Raw genomic sequence first — 16,538 nt, forward strand, 5'->3', positions numbered from 1 at the left:
GTGGTCGTGCGGAGCAGGGGCGGTCCTCACCGTCCTCGCCCTGTTCGCCCTCGCGGTGACCGTCGTCCACTTCGCGGCGCAGCCGAGCTGAGCGTCCGGGTCAGGCTCCGGACGCCGGCTCGCGGACCAGGACGACCACGGTCACGTCGTCCTCGGCCCGCTCCGCGGCGCGCAGGCGCACGGTCTCGAGGAACGCGTGCACGTCCCGGGCCCGGCCGAGGGTGCGCGCCAGGTCGAGCAGCGTGTCGACCGTGCCGTCGCCGAGGTCGAGCGCGCCGTCGCTGGCGACGACGAGCGCGTCGCCGTGGGCGAGCGTCACCGCGCTCGCCGTGCGGGGCGTCCCCTCGTGGTGCAGGCCGACCGGCAGGCCGTGCGAGCGCAGGATCCGCGGGGCGCCCTCGGCCGCGACGTGGACCGCGAGCCCGTGTCCGGCGTCCACCAGCTCCACGACGCCGCTGGCAGGGTGCAGCCGCGCGTGGAACAGCGTCGCGAACGCGTTCGCCCGTGCCAGGTCCTCGGCGACGGCGGGCTCCGCCGCCGCCAGGGCCGCGACCGGTCCGAGCGAACGGTGCTGCCGGAGCGCGGCGCGGATCCCCGCCGCGAGCAGCGCGGCGGGCTGTTCCTTGCCCATCACGTCGGCGAGCGTCAGGACCAGGTCGCCGTCGACGACCGACCAGTCGTGCAGGTCGCCGCTGAGGTCACCGTACGGCACGGTCAGTCCGACGACCCGGTACCCGTCGAGCGTGAGTGCGTCCGGGGCGAGGGCTCCGGCGACCTCGAGCAGCCGGTCGTGGTGCAGCCCCTGCCCGAGCGCCCGCTCCGCCCACCGCCCGAGGTCGATGAGCGCCGCGGTGTCCTGGGCGGAGAACTCGCGCGGGGCCGTGTCCATCAGGCAGAGCGTCCCGACGGGTTCCCCGCCGGCGATGGTCAGCGGGACGCCGGCGTAGAACCGGATGCCGCGGTTCGTCACGCCCGGCAGGTCCGCGGTCCGGGGGTCGGCGGCGGTGTCCAGGATGACGGTCGGTCCGGTGTCCCGGATCGTGAGCTGGCAGAACGACCAGCCGATCGGGCCCGAGGCGAGCTCGTCGGGGACGTTCGGGGTGAGGGTGTGCAGCAGGTCCGCGTCGAGGACGTTGATGTACGACAGCGGGACGTCGAAGACCTCGCGGGCGACGCGGACGATGCGCTCGAAGCGCTCCGCGGGCGGGGCGTCGACGACGTCCAGCGCGGCCACGAGTGCACCCCGCACGCGTGCCCGGTCCTCCGTGCTCATCCGTCCTGCCCTCCCTGATCCGTCGGGACCGCCGCTGCGTGGTGGCGCAGCGGGACGCGGCCCGACGTGGACGCGTCACACGCTACCGGTCGGCGGCCCGGAGCGACCCCGGAGCGGGCGCGGGACGCGCCTGAGCGGAGGACGCGCGACGCGCGACCGCCGCGGAGCACCGTTCCTGGTGCTCCGCGGCGGGGACGGGTCAGACGACCGTCCAGCTGACCGTGCGCCGGTCCTCGCGGCCGACCTCGTGCACCGCGCCGTCCACGCGCAGGACCGCACGCGGGGTCGCCGAACCGGGCACCTCGTGCCGGACCGGCCCGTCGCCGGACGCGACGATCCCGCCGGTGTCCAGCGGGCCTCCCGGCCGCGACGCCGCCGCGTCGGACGCGACCCACACCTCGACGTCGCCGGGTTCGACCACCTTGCGCATCGCCCGGTCGGTGAAGGCGAAGCGCTGCACGGGCACGTCGAAGCGGACCCGCACGGTCTGCCCGGCCGGCACGGCGACCCGAGCGTAGCCGAGCAGCTGCGCGACCGGACGCGTGACCGACGCCTGCCGGTCGTGCCCGTAGAGCTGCACGACCTCGTCGCCGTCGTGTTCCCCGGTGTTCCGGACGGTGACCTCGGCCGTGAACGCGCCGTCGGTGGCGACCGTGTCGTCCACGACGAGGTCCTCGTACGCGAACGACGTCCACGTCAGGCCGAAGCCGAACGGTCGGACCGGCGTCGAGTCGGTCGCGGTGACGTCCGACGGGCCGCCGAGGCGCGGGTGCAGGTACGAGTACGGCTGGGCCCCGGCCGAGCGCGGCAGCGAGACCGGGAGCCGACCGGAGGGGGCGGCGGCACCGGTGAGCAGGTCGGCGATCGCGGGACCGCCCTCCTCACCGGGGAAGAACGCCTGCACGACGGCCGCGGGCTTCGGCTGGTCGCCGTCGAGCGCCCAGCCGATCGCGTACGGACGACCGGTCAGCAGCACCACCACGGTCGGGGTGCCGGTCGCCACGACCGCCTCGACGAGCTCGCGCTGCACGCCGGGCAGGTCGAGCGACTCGGAGTCGTTGCCCTCGCCCACGGTTCCGCGACCGAAGAGCCCGGCCTGGTCGCCGACGACGACCACGGCGACCGCGGCGTCCCGCGCGGTCGCGACCGCCTCGGCGAAGCCGTCACGGTCACCGCCCTCGACGTCGGCGCCGCGGGCGTACCGGACGACGTCGGAGCCGAGGGTGTCCCGCAGCGCCTCGAGCACCGTCGGGATCGCGAAGCCGAGCGGCAGCCCGGGGTGCGAAGCGAGCACGTGGTTCGCGAAGGAGTAGCAGCCCTGCAGGGCCTCGGCGCGGTGGGCGTTCGGGCCGATCACCGCGACCGGACCCTGCAGGACGGCGCCCGGGGTGTGGTGGCCGGCGTCGACGGCGGCTGCGTCAGGACCGGCTGCGTCGGGACCGGTCGCGCCGCCGAGGGGCAGCACGCCGTCGTTCGACAGCAGCACGAGCGACTCCGCCGCGAGCCGGCGTGCGAGGGCACGGTGCTCCGCGGAGTCCAGGTCCACGCCGGTCGGCGGCTCGTCCTCGAACGCGTCGGGGTCGAGCAGGCCGAGTCGCTCCTTCTGGCGGAGCACCCGGAGCACGGCCCGGTCGACGAGCGCCTCGTCGACCTCGCCGTTCCGGACGCGCTCGACGAGCGGCGCCAGGTAGGCGTCCCCCGTGGGCAGCTCGACGTCGATGCCGGCCTCGAGTGCCATCGCGGCCGCCTCGCCGCGGTCGCGGGCGACACCGTGCATGACCTCGAGGAAGGCGACCGAGAAGTAGTCCGCCACGACGGTGCCGTCGAAGCCGAGACGGTCGCGGAGCAGGTCGGTGAGCAGCGTCGGGTCCGCCGCGACGGGCACGCCGTCGACCTCGGCGTACGAGTTCATGACGCTCCGGGCGCCCCCGTCGAGCAGGGCCATCTCGAACGGCGGCAGGAAGACGTCGGCCACCTCGCGCGGCCCGGCGTGCACCGGCGCGTGGTTCCGTCCGGCCCGCGAGGCCGAGTAGCCGAGGAAGTGCTTCAGCGTCGCGTCGACACCGGCGCTCTGGACGCCGCGGACGTAGGCGGTGCCGACCGTGCCGACGAGGTAGGGGTCCTCGCCGATGCACTCGTCGACCCGGCCCCACCGCGGGTCACGGACGACGTCGAGCACGGGGGCGAGCCCCTGGTGGACGCCGAGCTCGCGCATCGACCGGCCGATGACCGCGCCGACCTGCTCGACGAGCTCCGGGTCGAAGGACGCCCCCCAGGCGAGCGGGGTCGGGAAGGTGGCGGCCTGCCACGCGGCGAGCCCGGTCAGGCACTCCTCGTGGACGAGCGCGGGGATGCCCAGGCGCGTCTCGCGCTTGAGCCGCCGCTGCTCCGCCCACAGCCACGCGGCACGTTCGTCGGGTTCGACGGGCCGGGTGCCGTAGACGCGGGTGTACTGGCCGAGGCCGTGCCGGGTGACGTCGGTCAGCGTGTCGCCGTCCTGGACCGCCGCCATCTCGCCCTGCATCGGAGCGACGACGCCGTCCTGGTCGAGCCAGTAGCCGACGAGCTGCGCCGTCTTCTCCTCGAGCGTCATCGCGGCCAGCAGCGCGGTCACGCGGTCCGGGCCCGTCGCGTCGTCGAGGTGGGTGGCGTCGGACGGGAGGCGCGTGCCGGTGCCGCCACGCGCCTCCCGTCCGTCCGTCGGGTGCGTCGTCGCGTCGAGCGCGGTCACCCCTTCACCGCCCCGGTCAGACCGCCGACGATGCGGCGCTGGAAGATCGCGAAGAACACGAGCGCCGGGATCATCGAGAGCGAGGTGAACGCGAGCACCCGCGCCGTGTCGACGGAGTACTGCGACGAGAACGCCTGGACGCCGAGGGGCAGCGTGTAGGCCGACGCGTCGTTGAGGATGAACAGCGGCAGGATGTAGCTGTTCCAGCTGCCGATGAACGCGAGGATCCCGACGGTCACGACGCCCGGCAGGGACAGCGGGACGACCATGCGGAAGAAGAACCCGAGTCGGCTCGCACCGTCGATCGAGGCCGCCTCCTCGAGCTCGTCCGGGATCGCCCGGAGGAACGGCACGAGGATGATGACGGTCGTCGGGAGGGCGAAGGCGATCTGCGGCAGGATCACGCCAGCCAGGTTGTTCGTCAGCCCGAGGTCCTTCACGAGCAGGTAGAGGGGCGTGATGGCGACGGTGATCGGGAACATCAGGCCGGCGGCGAACAGCGAGTACAGCGCGCCGCGGCCGCGGAAGCGGTAGCGGGCGAGCACGAAGCTCACCATGAGGCCGAGCACGACGACGCCGACCGTGGTCGTGACGCCCGCGATCACGGAGTTGCCGAGCTGCTGCCAGAAGACGCCGCTCGTCAGGACCGAGACGTAGTTCCCGATCTGCCACGGCGACGGCAGGCCGGCGGGGCTCGCGGTGATCTGCGAGTTGGTGCGGAAGCCGCCCAGGATGATGTAGGCGACCGGGGCGATGCACACCGCGATGAACACGAGTGCGATGAAGTACGTGCCGAGGTTGCGTTCCTTGCGGACGGGACCGTGGTCGGCGGGGCGACGGCAGTTCGGCGCGACGATGGAGGCGGTGGCGGTCATCGGTCGCCCTTCTCGGTCAGGGCGCCGGCGGTGTCGCGGCGCAGGACGAAGCGCTGGTAGACGAGGGCGACGACCAACGAGATGAGGAAGATGACCACGGCGACGGCGTTGCCGTACCCGTAGTTGCCGGAGAGCCGACCGTTGGCGACCATGTACGTCGCCATCGTCGAGGTCCCGGCCGTGGCGGCGATGTACTGACCCCAGATGATGTAGACGAGGTCGAACAGCTGGAGCGAGCCGATGATCGACAGGAACGCCCAGATCCGGATGGTCGGGCCGAGCAGCGGCAGGGTGATCCGCCGCTGGATCTGCCAGTAGCTCGCGCCGTCGAGCTGCGCGGCCTCGAACAGCTCCTCGGGGATGCTCTGCAGGCCGGCGAGGAACAGGATCACCGCGAAGCCGATGTACTTCCACGAGATGATCGCGAGGAGCGTCCAGATCGCGATGTCCGGGTTGCTCAGCCAGTCGTTGCGGAGGGCCCCGAGGCCGACGGCCTGCAGGAGGTCGTTCACGGCCCCGCTCGACTGGAGCATGAGGCTCCAGCCGGTGCCGACGATGACCTCGGAGATCACGTACGGCACGAAGATGAGGACGCGGATCAGGCCGCGTCCGCGGATCCGCTGGTTGAGCAGCAGCGCGAGGACGATCGCGATCGGGCCCTGCACGATGAGCGACCCGACGACGATGAAGAGGTTGTGCCAGAGCACGCCCCGGAAGTCCGGGTCGGTGAAGATGATCGCGTAGTTCTGCAGACCGACGAAGTCGGTCGGGGTGCCGTACCCCTGCCACTTGTAGAAGCCGTAGTACGCGGCGAGCACGACGGGCAGGATGACGAACCCGACGAACATGACGGTGGCCGGGCCGGCCAGGACGGCGATCTCGATCCGGGTGCGGACGTCGTTGCCCCTGCGGGCCCGGCGGGCCGGGGCCGACGGCGAACCGTCGGCCCCGCCCGTGCGACGCCCCGTCCCGGACCGCTCCGCTTCGGAGCGGGGTGCGACGGAGGTGGTCATGGGTGTCAGCCCTTCGCTGCTGCCTGGTTCACGGTCGACACGATGTCCGAGACGGACCCCTTGCCGGCGAGGAGGTTGACGACGCTGGTGTTGAGCGCGTTGCCGACGTTCTGGCCGTAGACGGTGTCGAGGTAGTTCGAGACGAACGGCGCCTTGTTGTACGCCTCGAGGACGCTCTTGAGGTACGGCTCGGTGACGACCGACTGGGCCGACTTGTTGGCGGGGATGGCGTTGAAGGCCTTGTAGTAGTTCTCCTGCACGTCCTTCTCGGTCATGTAGTTCAGGAAGTCCGTGCAGGCCTTCTTCGGGGCCTGCGCCGAGCAGGAGTACCCGTCGACGGCGCCCATCATCGAACCGGGAGCGCCCTTGCCGCCGGAGACCTCCGGGAACGGGAAGAAGCCGAGGTCGGACAGCGGCTTGCCGTCCGGGGTGAGCGAGGAGATCACGCCCGGGTCCCAGGCTCCCATGAGCTCCATGGCGGCCTTGTGGTTCGCGACGAGACCGGCGGAGCTGCCGGCGCCCTGCTGTGCGGCGGTGGTCAGGTAGCCGTCGTTGAAGGGCTTGGTGTCGAAGAAGTCCTTCGTGTCCTCGCCCGCCTGCTTCCAGCACGCGTTCGTGAACTTCAGGTCCTGCGCGGTCTTGTTCAGCACGCTCTCGGAGCAGGCGCGGAGCGCGAAGTTGTAGTACCAGTGCGCTGCCGGCCAGGCGTCCTTCGCACCCACGGCGACCGGCTGGATGCCGGCGTCCTTGAGCTTCTGGATGTCGGCGTTCAGCTCCTCCATCGTGGTCGGGGTGCCCTCGATGCCGGCCTGCTTGAAGAGGTCCTGGCTGTACCAGATGCCCTCGGGGTTGACGTCGACCGGCATGGCCCAGGTCTTGCCGTCCTGCTGGTAGCCCTTGAACGAGCCGTCGCTGATCTGCGACTTCGCCGTCGACCCGATCGAGTCGGAGATGTCGAGGAGCTGGCCGGCGTTGACCATGGCGGACATCTTGCCGCCGCCGCGCTGCAGGAACACGTCGGGGGCGGAGCCCGAGTTGAGCGCGGTCTGGAGCTTGCCGTCCAGGTCCTCGTTCTGGATCGCCTGGACCTTGATCGTGACGTTCGGGTTCTTCGCCTCGAAGTCCTTGACCGTCTGGTCCCAGAAGGCCTTGCCCGGGCCGGTGGTGGAGTTGTGCCAGAAGGTCATCGAGACCTTCCCGCCGTCGCTCGAAGCGTCGCTGCCGGCGGAGCAGCCTGCTGCTGTGAGCGCGGTCGCCCCGATCAGCGCGATGGCTGCCGCGGCACGGATCTTCCTCGTCATCGTGGAACTCCTCGGTGTCGTCGTTGACGTTCGCGGCAGTCGATGCCGCTGCGGAGAGCGTGCCAGGTGCAGCACGGCCGTGTCAATCGTTATCGATAACGTTTTCTAACCGTGACCCGCGCACTGGCGGAAACCGTCTCCGGCGGTACGGTGTGCACATGGAGACCGTCGTCGACCACCCGCCCGGGCCGGGCCGGGTCACGATCGCGGACGTCGCGCGCGCCGCCGGCGTCTCGATCCCGACCGTCTCGAAGGTCGTCAACAACCGCGACGGGGTCGCCCCCGCGACGATGGTCCGGGTGCAGGAGGTCGTCGAGCGCCTCGGTTACGAGACGTCCCTGGTCGCCCGGAGCCTGCGGAGCTCCCGCACGAACGTCATCGGGATCCTCGTGCCCGAGTTCGAGCCGTTCTCGACCGAGCTCCTGCGTGGCGTCTCCGCCGCAACGATCGGCAGCGGGTACGAGCTCCTCGCCTACGCCGGGCTCGAGGCCGGCACCGGGCGCCCGGGGTGGGAGCGCCGGTCGCTGTCCCGCCTGTCCGGCACGCTCATCGACGGCGCGATCGTCGTCACGCCGTCCGCGGCACTCTCCGGGTCGTCGATCCCCGTCGTGGCCATCGACCCGCACACCGGCCCCGAGGGCCACGCGACGGTCGACACCGACAACGCCGCCGGCGCCCGTGACGCCGTCGAGCACCTGCTCGCGCTCGGCCACACCCGCATCGCCCACGTGCAGGGCCGCGGCGACCTCGCGTCGTCCCAGCTGCGCGAGACCGGCTTCCGCGAGGCCCTGTCCGCCGCCGGGGTCGCGGTCGACGAACGCCTGGTCCGTGCCGGTGACTACCAGGAGGAGCGCTCCGCGGCGGTCGCGCACGAGCTCCTCACGCTGCCCGACCGCCCGACCGCGGTGTTCGCCGCGAACGACTCGTCGGCCATCGGCGTGCTCCACGCCGCCGCGGCCCTCGGGCTCCGGGTGCCGGAGGACCTGTCGGTCGTCGGGTTCGACGACGTCCCGCAGGCCTCGACCACCACGCCGCCGCTCACGACCGTGGCGCAGCCGCTCGCCGACCTCGGTGCGAGCGCGGTCGCGATGCTCATGGCGATGCTCCGCGGCGAGCCGACGAGCGACCACGTGCGGCTGCGATCGACGCTCCGGGTGCGGAGCAGCACGGCGCCGGCGCCGGCGACCGCCTGACGCCGCGCGGCGCCGCGCGGCGCGGCGCACTCGGGAGTGGAACCACGCTTGCGACGTCGAACCACTTGCGACGCGTGGTTCGACGTCGGCTCCGTGGTTCGACGCCCACGGAGCGAGTCGCCCGCGCGCCCGCGCGGCGGCCGCGTCAGCGCCGCAACGTCTGCTTCGGGTACTCGCCGAAGCGCTCGGCGTACGACGCCGAGAACCGCCCGAGGTGCGCGAACCCCCACCGCCGAGCGACGTCGCCGACGGCACCGGCCTGCGGCCCCGCCTCGAGGAGCTCCTCGTGCACGCGGTCGAGCCGCACCTGCCGCAGGTACGTCAGCGGCGACACGTCGAACACGCGCCGGAACGACTCCTGCACGGAGCGGACGCTGAGCCCCGCCGCCTCGGAGAGGTCCACGATCGTGACCGGTTCGGCAGCGTGCGTGTGGATGTACTCCACCGCGGCGCGCAGCCGGGCGTTCCGGGGCTGCTCCAGGACGTCGGGCAACCCGCCCGTCTGCGGCGGGAACATGTCGAGGAAGACCTCGGCCGCGGTGACCTTCGCGTCCTGCCAGGCGTCCGAGTCCGGGCCGCCGATGCGCAGCGCACGCGAGAGCGCCGTCAGCGCACCCTGCCACCGGTGGTGCACCGTCTCGGCAGCGCCACGGCGCGGGTCGAACCGCAGGGCGCTCCCGCCGTCGACGCGCGACGCGGCCACCCGGCGCACGAACTCCCGGTCGAAGTGCACGAGCCGCTGGTCGTAGTCGGCCGTGACGAACGAGAACTCCTCGTCGGCCGGGAACATCACCGGGACGTCCTGCTCCATCGGCCACCGCTCGCCGCGCATCTCGAGCTCGCCGGTCCCCGCGCTGATCCACGTCACCACGTAGTCACCGCCGCCGGGCATGTACCCGCGGATCTCGCCGTGCATCTGCGAGCGGCGGATGGTGACCTCGCTGTCACCGATCGCCGTGTACCGGTAGTCGAACCGTCCGTTCGACGGCGCAGCGCTCCACCGCTCCCCCGCGTAGACGCCGCCGAGGTCGCGGACGGCGGCCTCGGGACGCGTCCCGGCGACCTCGAAGCGCACCGGCGCGATCGTCTCCTCGGCGCCGAACGCCTCGATCAGCGGGTCAGCCACGACGACTCCGTCCGGGCTCGATCATCCGCATTGCGCCATGGTTCGCGTTCTCCGGATACGGTTGCAGGGTGAGGGCGGCGTAACGTCGCGGACGACCGACACGCACCGGAGGGACGACCACGTGAGTGAGATCGACCTGACCGCGGCGCTCACCCGGCTCGAGGCGGCGATGGGCGCCCTGCGCGGCCGGCTCCGCGAGCGACTGTCCGTGTCGGGCTCCGACCTCACCGTGCTGCAGTTCGTCGCGCGGGCGGCCGCGGCCGAGCGTCGCGTGCGGGTGAAGGACCTGGTGTCGCACCTCGGCCTGACGGGTCCGGCGATCACCGGCACGGTCGACCGCCTGGAACGGGCCGGGCACCTGTGCCGCGTCCCGAACCCGGACGACGGGCGCAGCCGCTTCATCGAGCTGACGCCCGAGACGCAGCGTGCGTACGCCGTCGCGATGGACAGTACGAACGAGCATCTGCACGAGCTCCTGTCCTCCTTCTCCGAACGCGAGAGCGACCGGTACGTGCGGGTGATCGACCGTGTGATCGAGGCGCTCGAGCACGGCGCTCCGACCCCTTGACGGCAGGGTACGGGCGGTCGAGGACCCCCCTCGGACGTTTGTCCAACAAGCGCAATTAGGTAGATTCCCGATCTATCTTGCCGGACGCAGGGGGCACGAGCCCGTAGCGTCGCCGGTGGGTACCCCCGGTCGGGGGTGAGCAACAGGGAAACGGGAGGACCGATGGGTTCGTACCAGTCCGAACCGGGCATCGACCCGGTGCGCATCGAGACGTTCCGTCGCATGCGCAAGCGTTGGAAGTACGGCGAGCTGCAGGACGCCAACGGCCTGTACGCCGACTTCTTCACCGACACCGCCCGCGAGGGGCGGCACTGACGGCACCACGTCGGACCGGTCGCTGACGACGGCACCGGCAGACGGACGGGAGGCCCGTGGCGGGATCGCCACGGGCCTCCCGTCCGTCGTGAGGCCGGTCCGGGACCCGCACCGGGTACCGGGACCGGGTCTCAGCCCTTCACCGCGCCCGAGGTCAGGCCCGACACGATCGACCGGCGGAACACCAGGACGAGGATGACGATCGGGACCGTCGCGGCGACACTGGCGGCGAAGATCTGCGCGAACGGGACGGTGAACTGGGTGCCGAACAGGGCGATGCCGACCGGGATCGTCCGGAACGAGTTCTCGCTGTTGAACGTCAGCGCCATGAGGAACTCGCTCCACGACGCCGTGAACGTGAACACGCCGACCGTGAAGAGCCCGGGCTTCGCCATCGGCAGGATCACCGACAGGACGGTGCGCCAGGCGCCGGCGCCGTCGATCTCGGACGCCTCCTCGATGGTCGACGGGATCCCCTGCAGGTAGTTCCGCATGATCCAGATCGCGAACGGCAGGTTGAACGCCACGTACGGGATGATCAGGCCCGGGTACGAGTTGAGCAGACCGAGGTTCCGCTCGAGCAGGTACAGCGGGGTCAGGACGGCGATCGCCGGGAAGACCGAGAGCATGAGCAGCGACGTCATGATCGCCGTGCGGCCCCTGATCCACCGACCGGCGAGGGCGTACCCGGCGAGGAACGACAGCGCGAGCACGATCACGGTCGTCGACACCGACACGATCACGCTGTTCACCATGTACTGACCGAGCGCGTTGTCCCGGAAGGCCACGACGAAGTTGTCGAAGGTCAGCGACCGGGGCCAGATCGTCGGCGGCGACTGGGCGATCTCCGACGACGGCTTGAGCGACGTCGACACGAGCCAGTACAGCGGCAGCGCCGTGAGCACCGCGATGACGACACCGCTGACGTTCACGGTGTTGACCCACTTCCGCCAGCCCTTGCGGACACGTTGACGGGGCATCAGGCATCCCCTCCCTTCGCCTGGTTCCGGAACGCCCGCAGGAACAGCAGGCACCCGACGGCCACGATGACCGCGGTGCTCGTCGCGATCGCGGCGCCCGGTCCGATGTTGATGTCCTGGAAGAGCACCTTGTAGCCCATGATCGCGAGCGACTGGGTGGTGGTGCCCGGCCCGCCGTTCGTCAGCACGAACGGCAGGTCGAAGACACCGAACGCCTGCAGCACGCGGAAGAGCACCGCGATCGTCAGGGTCGGGGTCAGCTGCGGGACGACGACCCGCCAGAACGTCTGCCACCCGTTCGCCCCGTCGAGCTCGGCGGCCTCGTAGAGGTCCTCCGAGATCTGCACGAGGCCGGCGAGCAGGATGATGGCCACGAAGGGCGTCGTCTTCCAGATGTCGGCCACCATGAGCCCGGTGATCGCGGGGACCGGTTCGCCGAGGATGACCGGCGCGTCGCCGAACAGGCCGAAGAACCACGTCGCGACGCCGTACGTCGAGTCGTAGATGTACTTCCAGAGCTGCGCGTTGACGATCGTCACGAGGGACCACGGCACGAGGAGCAGCGCGAGCATCCAGCCGCGGGTGACCCCGAGCCGTTCGAGCACGAGGGCGACGAGCATGCCGAGCACGAGCTCGACCGACACCGTCACGACCGTGTAGAGCACCGTGAAGCCGAGCGCCCGGTACCAGTCGGCGCTCTGCAGCAGCGCCGCGTAGTTGCCGAGGCCGAAGCCCTGGATGCTGAACCCGTCGTAGCCGATCTCGACGTCCGCGAAGCTCAGGACGATCGAGTACACCACCGGGAAGATCGTGACCGCGGCGACGACCAGGAGCGCCGGGGCGGCGAAGCCCCACGCACCCCGCGCACGGATGCGCTCCATGCGCGACCGCCCCGTCGTCGGGCGGTACCCGTCGTGGCGACCCGCGCCTCCCGTCCGCCCCGCGCCCGTCGTCTGCGACCGCGTCGCTGCCGCACGCGTCTCGGTGCCGGCGCTCACAGCGCCTCCCCCGACAGGGCGAGCGAGATCGCCGACGCCATCGCGCCGGTGCCGCCGTCGACCGACGCCTGCCCGCCGAGGATGCTGTTGCCGTTCTGGTAGACGCCCTGCGAGACCTTCGGGTAGTACGCCGTGGAGGTCGGGCGGGGCACGAGCGTGATGCCCGCGGCGGTGTCGTAGGTCGGGCGCTGCTGGCGCTTCGCGTCCTCGCTGACGAGGCTCGCGCTGCGCGCCGGCAGGACTCCGCCCTCGCGGGTGAGGAACTGCTGCGCCGTCTCGCTCGACATCCACGACGCGAAGGTCAGCGCGGCGGCCGGCTGCTGCGTGTGCGGGTTGATGTAGTTCCCCCAGCCGCCGATCGTCGAGTGGTGGTCCTGCATGCCGTCGAAGGTGGGGCGCGCCGCGAGCCCGACCTTGCCGGCGACCGCCGAGTCCGGACCGTTCGCGATCCCCCAGGCGTACGACCAGTTGCGCAGGAACGCCGCGCGCCCGCCCGAGAAGGCGTCGTTCGTGTCCTGCTCCTGGTAGGTCAGGGTGGCCCGGGGGCTGGCGCCGTCGGTGATGAGCGACCGCATGAACTCGAACGCGCGCTTCGTCTCGGAGCTCGTCGTCTCGGGCTTCGTCAGGTCGTCGTTGAGGAGCGAGCCGCCGGCGTCCGCCACGAACTCCGTGACGTTGCAGGTCAGGCCCTCGTAGACGTCGCCTTGGAACGCGAAGCCGTAGTCGACGTCGCCGGTGTCGACGAGCTTCGCGGCGGTGTCCTTGACCTCCTCCCACGAGCGCGGCACCTGGAACCCGTGCTTGTCGAGCAGGTCCTGCCGGTACAGGAAGAACGACTCGTCGATGTAGAGCGGGAACATGTAGTAGGTCCCGTCGACGCTCGCCGCCTGCCGCAGACCCTCGGGGAACTGCTCGAAGAAGTCCTCGCCGACGAGCTGGTTCACCGGGGTCGCGAGCTTGTTCTTCGCGAACTGCCCCGGCCAGGCGACGTCGCCGAGGTAGACGTCGGGCGTGGGGCTGCCGGCGGCGATCTGCGTCGTCAGGCTCGTCCGGTTCGTGTCGGTGTCGCTCGGCGCGCTGACGATCCGGACGCGGATGTTCGGGTGCTCCTTCTGGAACTCCGCGATGAGCTGCCGACGGAGGTCCCCGCCGTCCTTCGAGGCGATCTGCCCGGCCCACCAGCTGATCGTGACGTCGCCCTCCGGCGGGTCCGTCGGCCACTGGTCGACGGTCGTGCGCTCGGGTCGGGTCGAGCAGCCGGCGAGCAGCAGCACCCCCGCGCCCCCGAGCAGGAAGAGTCTGCGGTCGATGGCCATGCGTCCTCCTCGACGAGGGGTGCGGCGGTGCACCCGGCGTGCCTGTCCGTCCACCCTGGCAAGCGAGCCTGAGTGCACGCACAGGTGCGGTGCGGTGGCGGTGCGTGGCGGGGCGGCGCACGAGTCTCGGCCAGGCGGACACTTTCGCGGGGCGCGTGCCACGAAGGTGTCCGCCGCGGCGAGCCTCGCGCAGCACTGTCGCTCGCGCGGGGCGGACGGGAGGCGCGGGGCGACCCCGGCACGCGCCTCCCGTCCGGCGGCCGGCCCGGCCACACCGCGTTCGCCGGCGCACGAGTCTCGGCCAGGCGGACACTTTCGCGGGGCGCGTGCCACGAAAGTGTCCGCCTGGGCGAGCCTCGCGTTGCGCAGCGCGTCAGCGCGTGGGCGCGGCGGCGGTCGACTCGGCGGGGCGCAGCTCGCACGGCAGCAGGAAGTGCGGGAGCTCGGCCGAGGTGCCGTCGAGCTGGTCGATCAGGGCGTCGGCCGCGCGGACGCCGAGCTCCCGACCCGGGGCGATCATCACCGAGAGCCGCGGGTGGTGCTGGTCGCCGGCCGCAGCGGAGGACGCGATGCTCAGGACCGAGACGTCGTCGGGCACGCGGCGCCCGGCGGCGTACATCCCGACCAGGAGCCCGGCCGCCGAGTCGTCCTTCATCACGAGCACGGCGGTGACGTCCGGGTCGGCGTCGAGGAGTTCGCGCGCGGCCTCGCGTCCGCCGTCGCTGCCCGGACCGGCGTACACGACGGTGCCGGTGCAGCCCCGGTCGACCACGGAGCGCCGGAAGGTGTCCTCGACCCGGAGGTGGGGGGCGTACCCGGCCATCGGCGTGCCCTCGAGGTTCTCGAGCACCAGCCCGAAGCGACGGTGCCCGAGGCCCTGCAGGTGGTCGAGGCCGTCCTCGATCGTGGTCTCGAAGTCGATGTCGACGAACGGCAGTGCGGTGCTGTCCCGCGTCCGGCCGATCAGGGTGAAGGGCACGCCGAGGTCGGCGAGCTTGACCACCCGGGGGTCCTCCATCCGCACCTCCATGAGGACCACACCGTCGACGAGCCCGCCGGAGACGAGGTCGTCGAGGTCCTCCCCCGCCGGGTCAACGGGCCAGAGCACCAGGTGGTACCCGCGCTCGGACGCCCGCTCGGCGGCGCTCATGAAGAAGTCGGAGGTGGTGGAGCTGAAGCGGTTGCCGGTGGTCGGGAAGAGCAGCGCGACGATGCGGGTCCGTCGGCTCGCGAGCGCCCGTGCGACGACGTTGCCCCGGAACTTCAGCTCCCGCATGGCCGCGGTCACCTTGGCGGTCGTCGCGGGGGTGACGTACTTCGTGCCGTTCACGACGAAGGACACCGTCGCGATGGAGACGCCCGCGCGGTCGGCCACCTGCTGCATCGTCGCCATCACGCCTCCTGGAGCGGTCGGATGGTACGAGCATATCTCTCGCCCCGATCCAGAAAAGCGCTTTACAGGTGAAGCGCTTTTCTGTTAGCTTCTCGCCCCAGGACCACCGCGACGACGACGTCAGTGGAGTCGTCGCACCGCGTCCTCCCCCGCAAACGCGAAGAGAAGAGCAGTGCAATGAAGCCTGGTTCCCGCTCCACGTCCCGCAGGACCCGCGCCCTCGTCGGCGCCGTGGCAGTCGCCGCGACGGTCCCCCTCGTCCTGGCCGGCTGCTCCGGCTCCGGGAACGCCTCGTCGTCCGGCGGCGGCGGCAAGACCCTCACGATCGAGGACTACTACGACGCGAACTACGACCCCGTGTACCAGCAGTGCGCGAAGGACGTCGGTGTCGAGGTGAAGATCAACCACGTCGCCGGAGCCGGCCTCATCTCGAAGGTGCTGCAGCAGGCGTCGTCGCGGACCCTGCCCGACGTCCTCATGCTCGACAACCCCGACGTGCAGCAGATCGCCTCGTCCGGCGCGCTCTCCGACCTGTCCGACTACGGCCTCGACGCGGACGACGACGTCCCCGGCGTCAAGGGCGCGAACACGTTCGAGGGCAAGCTCTACGGCCTGCAGCCGAACACGAACTCGATCGCGCTGTACTACAACAAGAAGCTGCTCGCGGACGCCGGTGTCCAGCCGCCGAAGACGTGGGACGAGCTCAAGACCGCCGCGAAGACGCTGACGAAGGGGTCGACCTACGGCTTCGCGATGAGCAACATCAACACCTACGAGGGCACCTGGCAGTTCCTGCCCTTCTTCTGGTCGAACGGCGGTGACGAGAAGGACATCGCCACGCCGGAGGCGGCGCAGGCGCTCCAGCTCGTGCAGGACCTGCAGGCCGACGGCTCGATGTCGAAGAGCTCGATCAACTGGGCGCAGGCCGACGTCAACAACCAGTTCATCGCGGGCAAGGCCGCGATGATGATCAACGGCCCGTGGCAGCTGCCGGCGCTGAAGAAGGCGAAGGACCTGCAGTTCGACAGCGTCCCGATCCCGACCCGCACCGGCTCGGAGACCGTCGCCCCGCTGGGCGGCGAGGCGTTCACCGTCCCGCAGACCGGCGACAAGGACAAGATGCAACTCGCCGGCAAGTTCGTCGGGTGCCTCAACAGCGACAAGATGCAGGCCGTCCTGGCCGGCGTCAGCGGCAACGTGCCGACCAACATCGAGGTCGGCAAGGCCTGGGCGAAGGACCACGCCGACGTCGCCTCGTTCGTCACGACGGTGCAGACCGCCCGCGCCCGCACCGGTGAGCTCGGCCCGGACTGGCCCAAGGCCGCCACGAAGATCTACACCGCCGTCCAGCTCGCGCTGACCGGCAAGGCCGACCCCGAGCAGGCGCTCGAGCAGGCGCAGTCGCAGAACCAGTAGCGGAAACGGGAGGAGCCGGTCCGCACGACCGGTTCCTCCC

General features: G+C 71.4%; 14 protein-coding genes. 4 read left to right on the forward strand and 10 right to left on the reverse strand.

Going from position 1 to position 16,538, the window contains the following annotated elements; genetic code table 11:
• Positions 1–100: 100 nt before the first annotated feature.
• The 5 genes from QUG92_RS04630 to QUG92_RS04650 all read right to left on the reverse strand — a co-directional run bounded on the left by QUG92_RS04630 (position 101) and on the right by QUG92_RS04650 (position 7,193).
• Entirely contained in the window at positions 101–1,273 is a 1,173-nt protein-coding gene (locus tag QUG92_RS04630) for a PP2C family protein-serine/threonine phosphatase (RefSeq protein ID WP_289457843.1), read from the reverse strand.
• A 199-nt stretch (positions 1,274–1,472) separates the two neighbouring features.
• Positions 1,473–3,887, reverse strand: coding sequence for a beta-xylosidase/alpha-l-arabinosidase (locus QUG92_RS04635; protein WP_491700632.1), 2,415 nt, complete (start codon positions 3,885–3,887; stop codon positions 1,473–1,475).
• Positions 3,888–4,000: 113 nt separating this feature from the next.
• Positions 4,001–4,879 (reverse strand): carbohydrate ABC transporter permease, encoded by an 879-nt coding sequence (locus QUG92_RS04640; protein ID WP_289457844.1) that lies wholly within the window; start codon positions 4,877–4,879, stop codon positions 4,001–4,003.
• Entirely contained in the window at positions 4,876–5,892 is a 1,017-nt protein-coding gene (locus tag QUG92_RS04645) for a carbohydrate ABC transporter permease (protein WP_069712568.1), read from the reverse strand. The genes QUG92_RS04640 and QUG92_RS04645 overlap by 4 nt, the downstream gene beginning before the upstream one ends.
• Positions 5,893–5,897: 5 nt before the next feature.
• Positions 5,898–7,193 (reverse strand): ABC transporter substrate-binding protein, encoded by a 1,296-nt coding sequence (locus QUG92_RS04650; RefSeq protein ID WP_289457846.1) that lies wholly within the window; start codon positions 7,191–7,193, stop codon positions 5,898–5,900.
• A gap of 158 nt (positions 7,194–7,351) precedes the next feature.
• Between QUG92_RS04650 and QUG92_RS04655 the strand changes: the two genes are divergently transcribed.
• A complete protein-coding gene (locus tag QUG92_RS04655) occupies positions 7,352–8,386 on the forward strand; it encodes a LacI family DNA-binding transcriptional regulator (protein ID WP_289457848.1) in 1,035 nt (344 codons plus the stop codon).
• A 145-nt stretch (positions 8,387–8,531) separates the two neighbouring features.
• Here the strand turns inward: QUG92_RS04655 and QUG92_RS04660 are convergent, their stop codons facing one another.
• A complete protein-coding gene (locus tag QUG92_RS04660) occupies positions 8,532–9,512 on the reverse strand; it encodes an AraC family transcriptional regulator (protein WP_289457850.1) in 981 nt (326 codons plus the stop codon).
• Between the two features lie 121 nt (positions 9,513–9,633).
• Between QUG92_RS04660 and QUG92_RS04665 the strand changes: the two genes are divergently transcribed.
• On the forward strand, positions 9,634–10,080 hold the full coding sequence (locus tag QUG92_RS04665; RefSeq protein ID WP_289457852.1) for a MarR family winged helix-turn-helix transcriptional regulator: 447 nt from the start codon (positions 9,634–9,636) through the stop codon (positions 10,078–10,080).
• Between the two features lie 162 nt (positions 10,081–10,242).
• Positions 10,243–10,395: a hypothetical protein gene (locus tag QUG92_RS04670; protein WP_182045501.1), complete on the forward strand. Its 153-nt coding sequence runs from the start codon at positions 10,243–10,245 to the stop codon at positions 10,393–10,395.
• A gap of 131 nt (positions 10,396–10,526) precedes the next feature.
• On the opposite strand, the gene QUG92_RS04675 is transcribed toward QUG92_RS04670, so the two are convergent.
• From QUG92_RS04675 to QUG92_RS04690, 4 genes are all read right to left on the reverse strand, one after another.
• Positions 10,527–11,375: a carbohydrate ABC transporter permease gene (locus QUG92_RS04675; protein WP_289457854.1), complete on the reverse strand. Its 849-nt coding sequence runs from the start codon at positions 11,373–11,375 to the stop codon at positions 10,527–10,529.
• Positions 11,375–12,373 carry a carbohydrate ABC transporter permease gene (locus QUG92_RS04680; RefSeq protein WP_289457856.1) on the reverse strand — a complete coding sequence of 333 codons (999 nt, stop codon included), beginning with the start codon at positions 12,371–12,373 and terminating at the stop codon, positions 11,375–11,377. The genes QUG92_RS04675 and QUG92_RS04680 overlap by 1 nt, the downstream gene beginning before the upstream one ends.
• Positions 12,370–13,689: an ABC transporter substrate-binding protein gene (locus tag QUG92_RS04685; RefSeq protein ID WP_289457858.1), complete on the reverse strand. Its 1,320-nt coding sequence runs from the start codon at positions 13,687–13,689 to the stop codon at positions 12,370–12,372. Before QUG92_RS04685 ends, QUG92_RS04680 begins: the two co-directional genes overlap by 4 nt.
• Before the next feature lie 373 nt (positions 13,690–14,062).
• Positions 14,063–15,082, reverse strand: a complete 1,020-nt coding sequence (locus tag QUG92_RS04690) for a LacI family DNA-binding transcriptional regulator (RefSeq protein WP_182045504.1) — start codon at positions 15,080–15,082, stop codon at positions 14,063–14,065.
• A gap of 177 nt (positions 15,083–15,259) precedes the next feature.
• Here QUG92_RS04690 and QUG92_RS04695 point away from each other — a divergent pair, with 177 nt between their 5' ends.
• Positions 15,260–16,498 carry a sugar ABC transporter substrate-binding protein gene (locus tag QUG92_RS04695; RefSeq protein ID WP_289457861.1) on the forward strand — a complete coding sequence of 413 codons (1,239 nt, stop codon included), beginning with the start codon at positions 15,260–15,262 and terminating at the stop codon, positions 16,496–16,498.
• The last annotated feature ends 40 nt before the right edge of the window (positions 16,499–16,538 follow it).

Origin of the sequence: Curtobacterium citri, assembly GCF_030362955.1 — a bacterium.
GTDB lineage: Bacteria > Actinomycetota > Actinomycetes > Actinomycetales > Microbacteriaceae > Curtobacterium > Curtobacterium citri.

Excerpts from the sequence above, each read along its gene's own strand:
- QUG92_RS04645 (WP_069712568.1), bottom strand. The coding sequence starts at position 5,892 with ATGACCACCTCCGTCGCACCCCGCTCCGAAGCGGAGCGGTCCGGGACG.
- QUG92_RS04695 (WP_289457861.1), top strand. The coding sequence starts at position 15,260 with ATGAAGCCTGGTTCCCGCTCCACGTCCCGCAGGACCCGCGCCCTCGTC.
- QUG92_RS04655 (WP_289457848.1), top strand. The coding sequence starts at position 7,352 with ATGGAGACCGTCGTCGACCACCCGCCCGGGCCGGGCCGGGTCACGATC.
- QUG92_RS04630 (WP_289457843.1), bottom strand. The coding sequence starts at position 1,273 with ATGAGCACGGAGGACCGGGCACGCGTGCGGGGTGCACTCGTGGCCGCG.
- QUG92_RS04685 (WP_289457858.1), bottom strand. The coding sequence starts at position 13,689 with ATGGCCATCGACCGCAGACTCTTCCTGCTCGGGGGCGCGGGGGTGCTG.
- QUG92_RS04670 (WP_182045501.1), top strand. The coding sequence starts at position 10,243 with ATGGGTTCGTACCAGTCCGAACCGGGCATCGACCCGGTGCGCATCGAG.
- QUG92_RS04675 (WP_289457854.1), bottom strand. The coding sequence starts at position 11,375 with ATGCCCCGTCAACGTGTCCGCAAGGGCTGGCGGAAGTGGGTCAACACC.
- QUG92_RS04650 (WP_289457846.1), bottom strand. The coding sequence starts at position 7,193 with ATGACGAGGAAGATCCGTGCCGCGGCAGCCATCGCGCTGATCGGGGCG.
- QUG92_RS04690 (WP_182045504.1), bottom strand. The coding sequence starts at position 15,082 with ATGGCGACGATGCAGCAGGTGGCCGACCGCGCGGGCGTCTCCATCGCG.
- QUG92_RS04640 (WP_289457844.1), bottom strand. The coding sequence starts at position 4,879 with ATGACCGCCACCGCCTCCATCGTCGCGCCGAACTGCCGTCGCCCCGCC.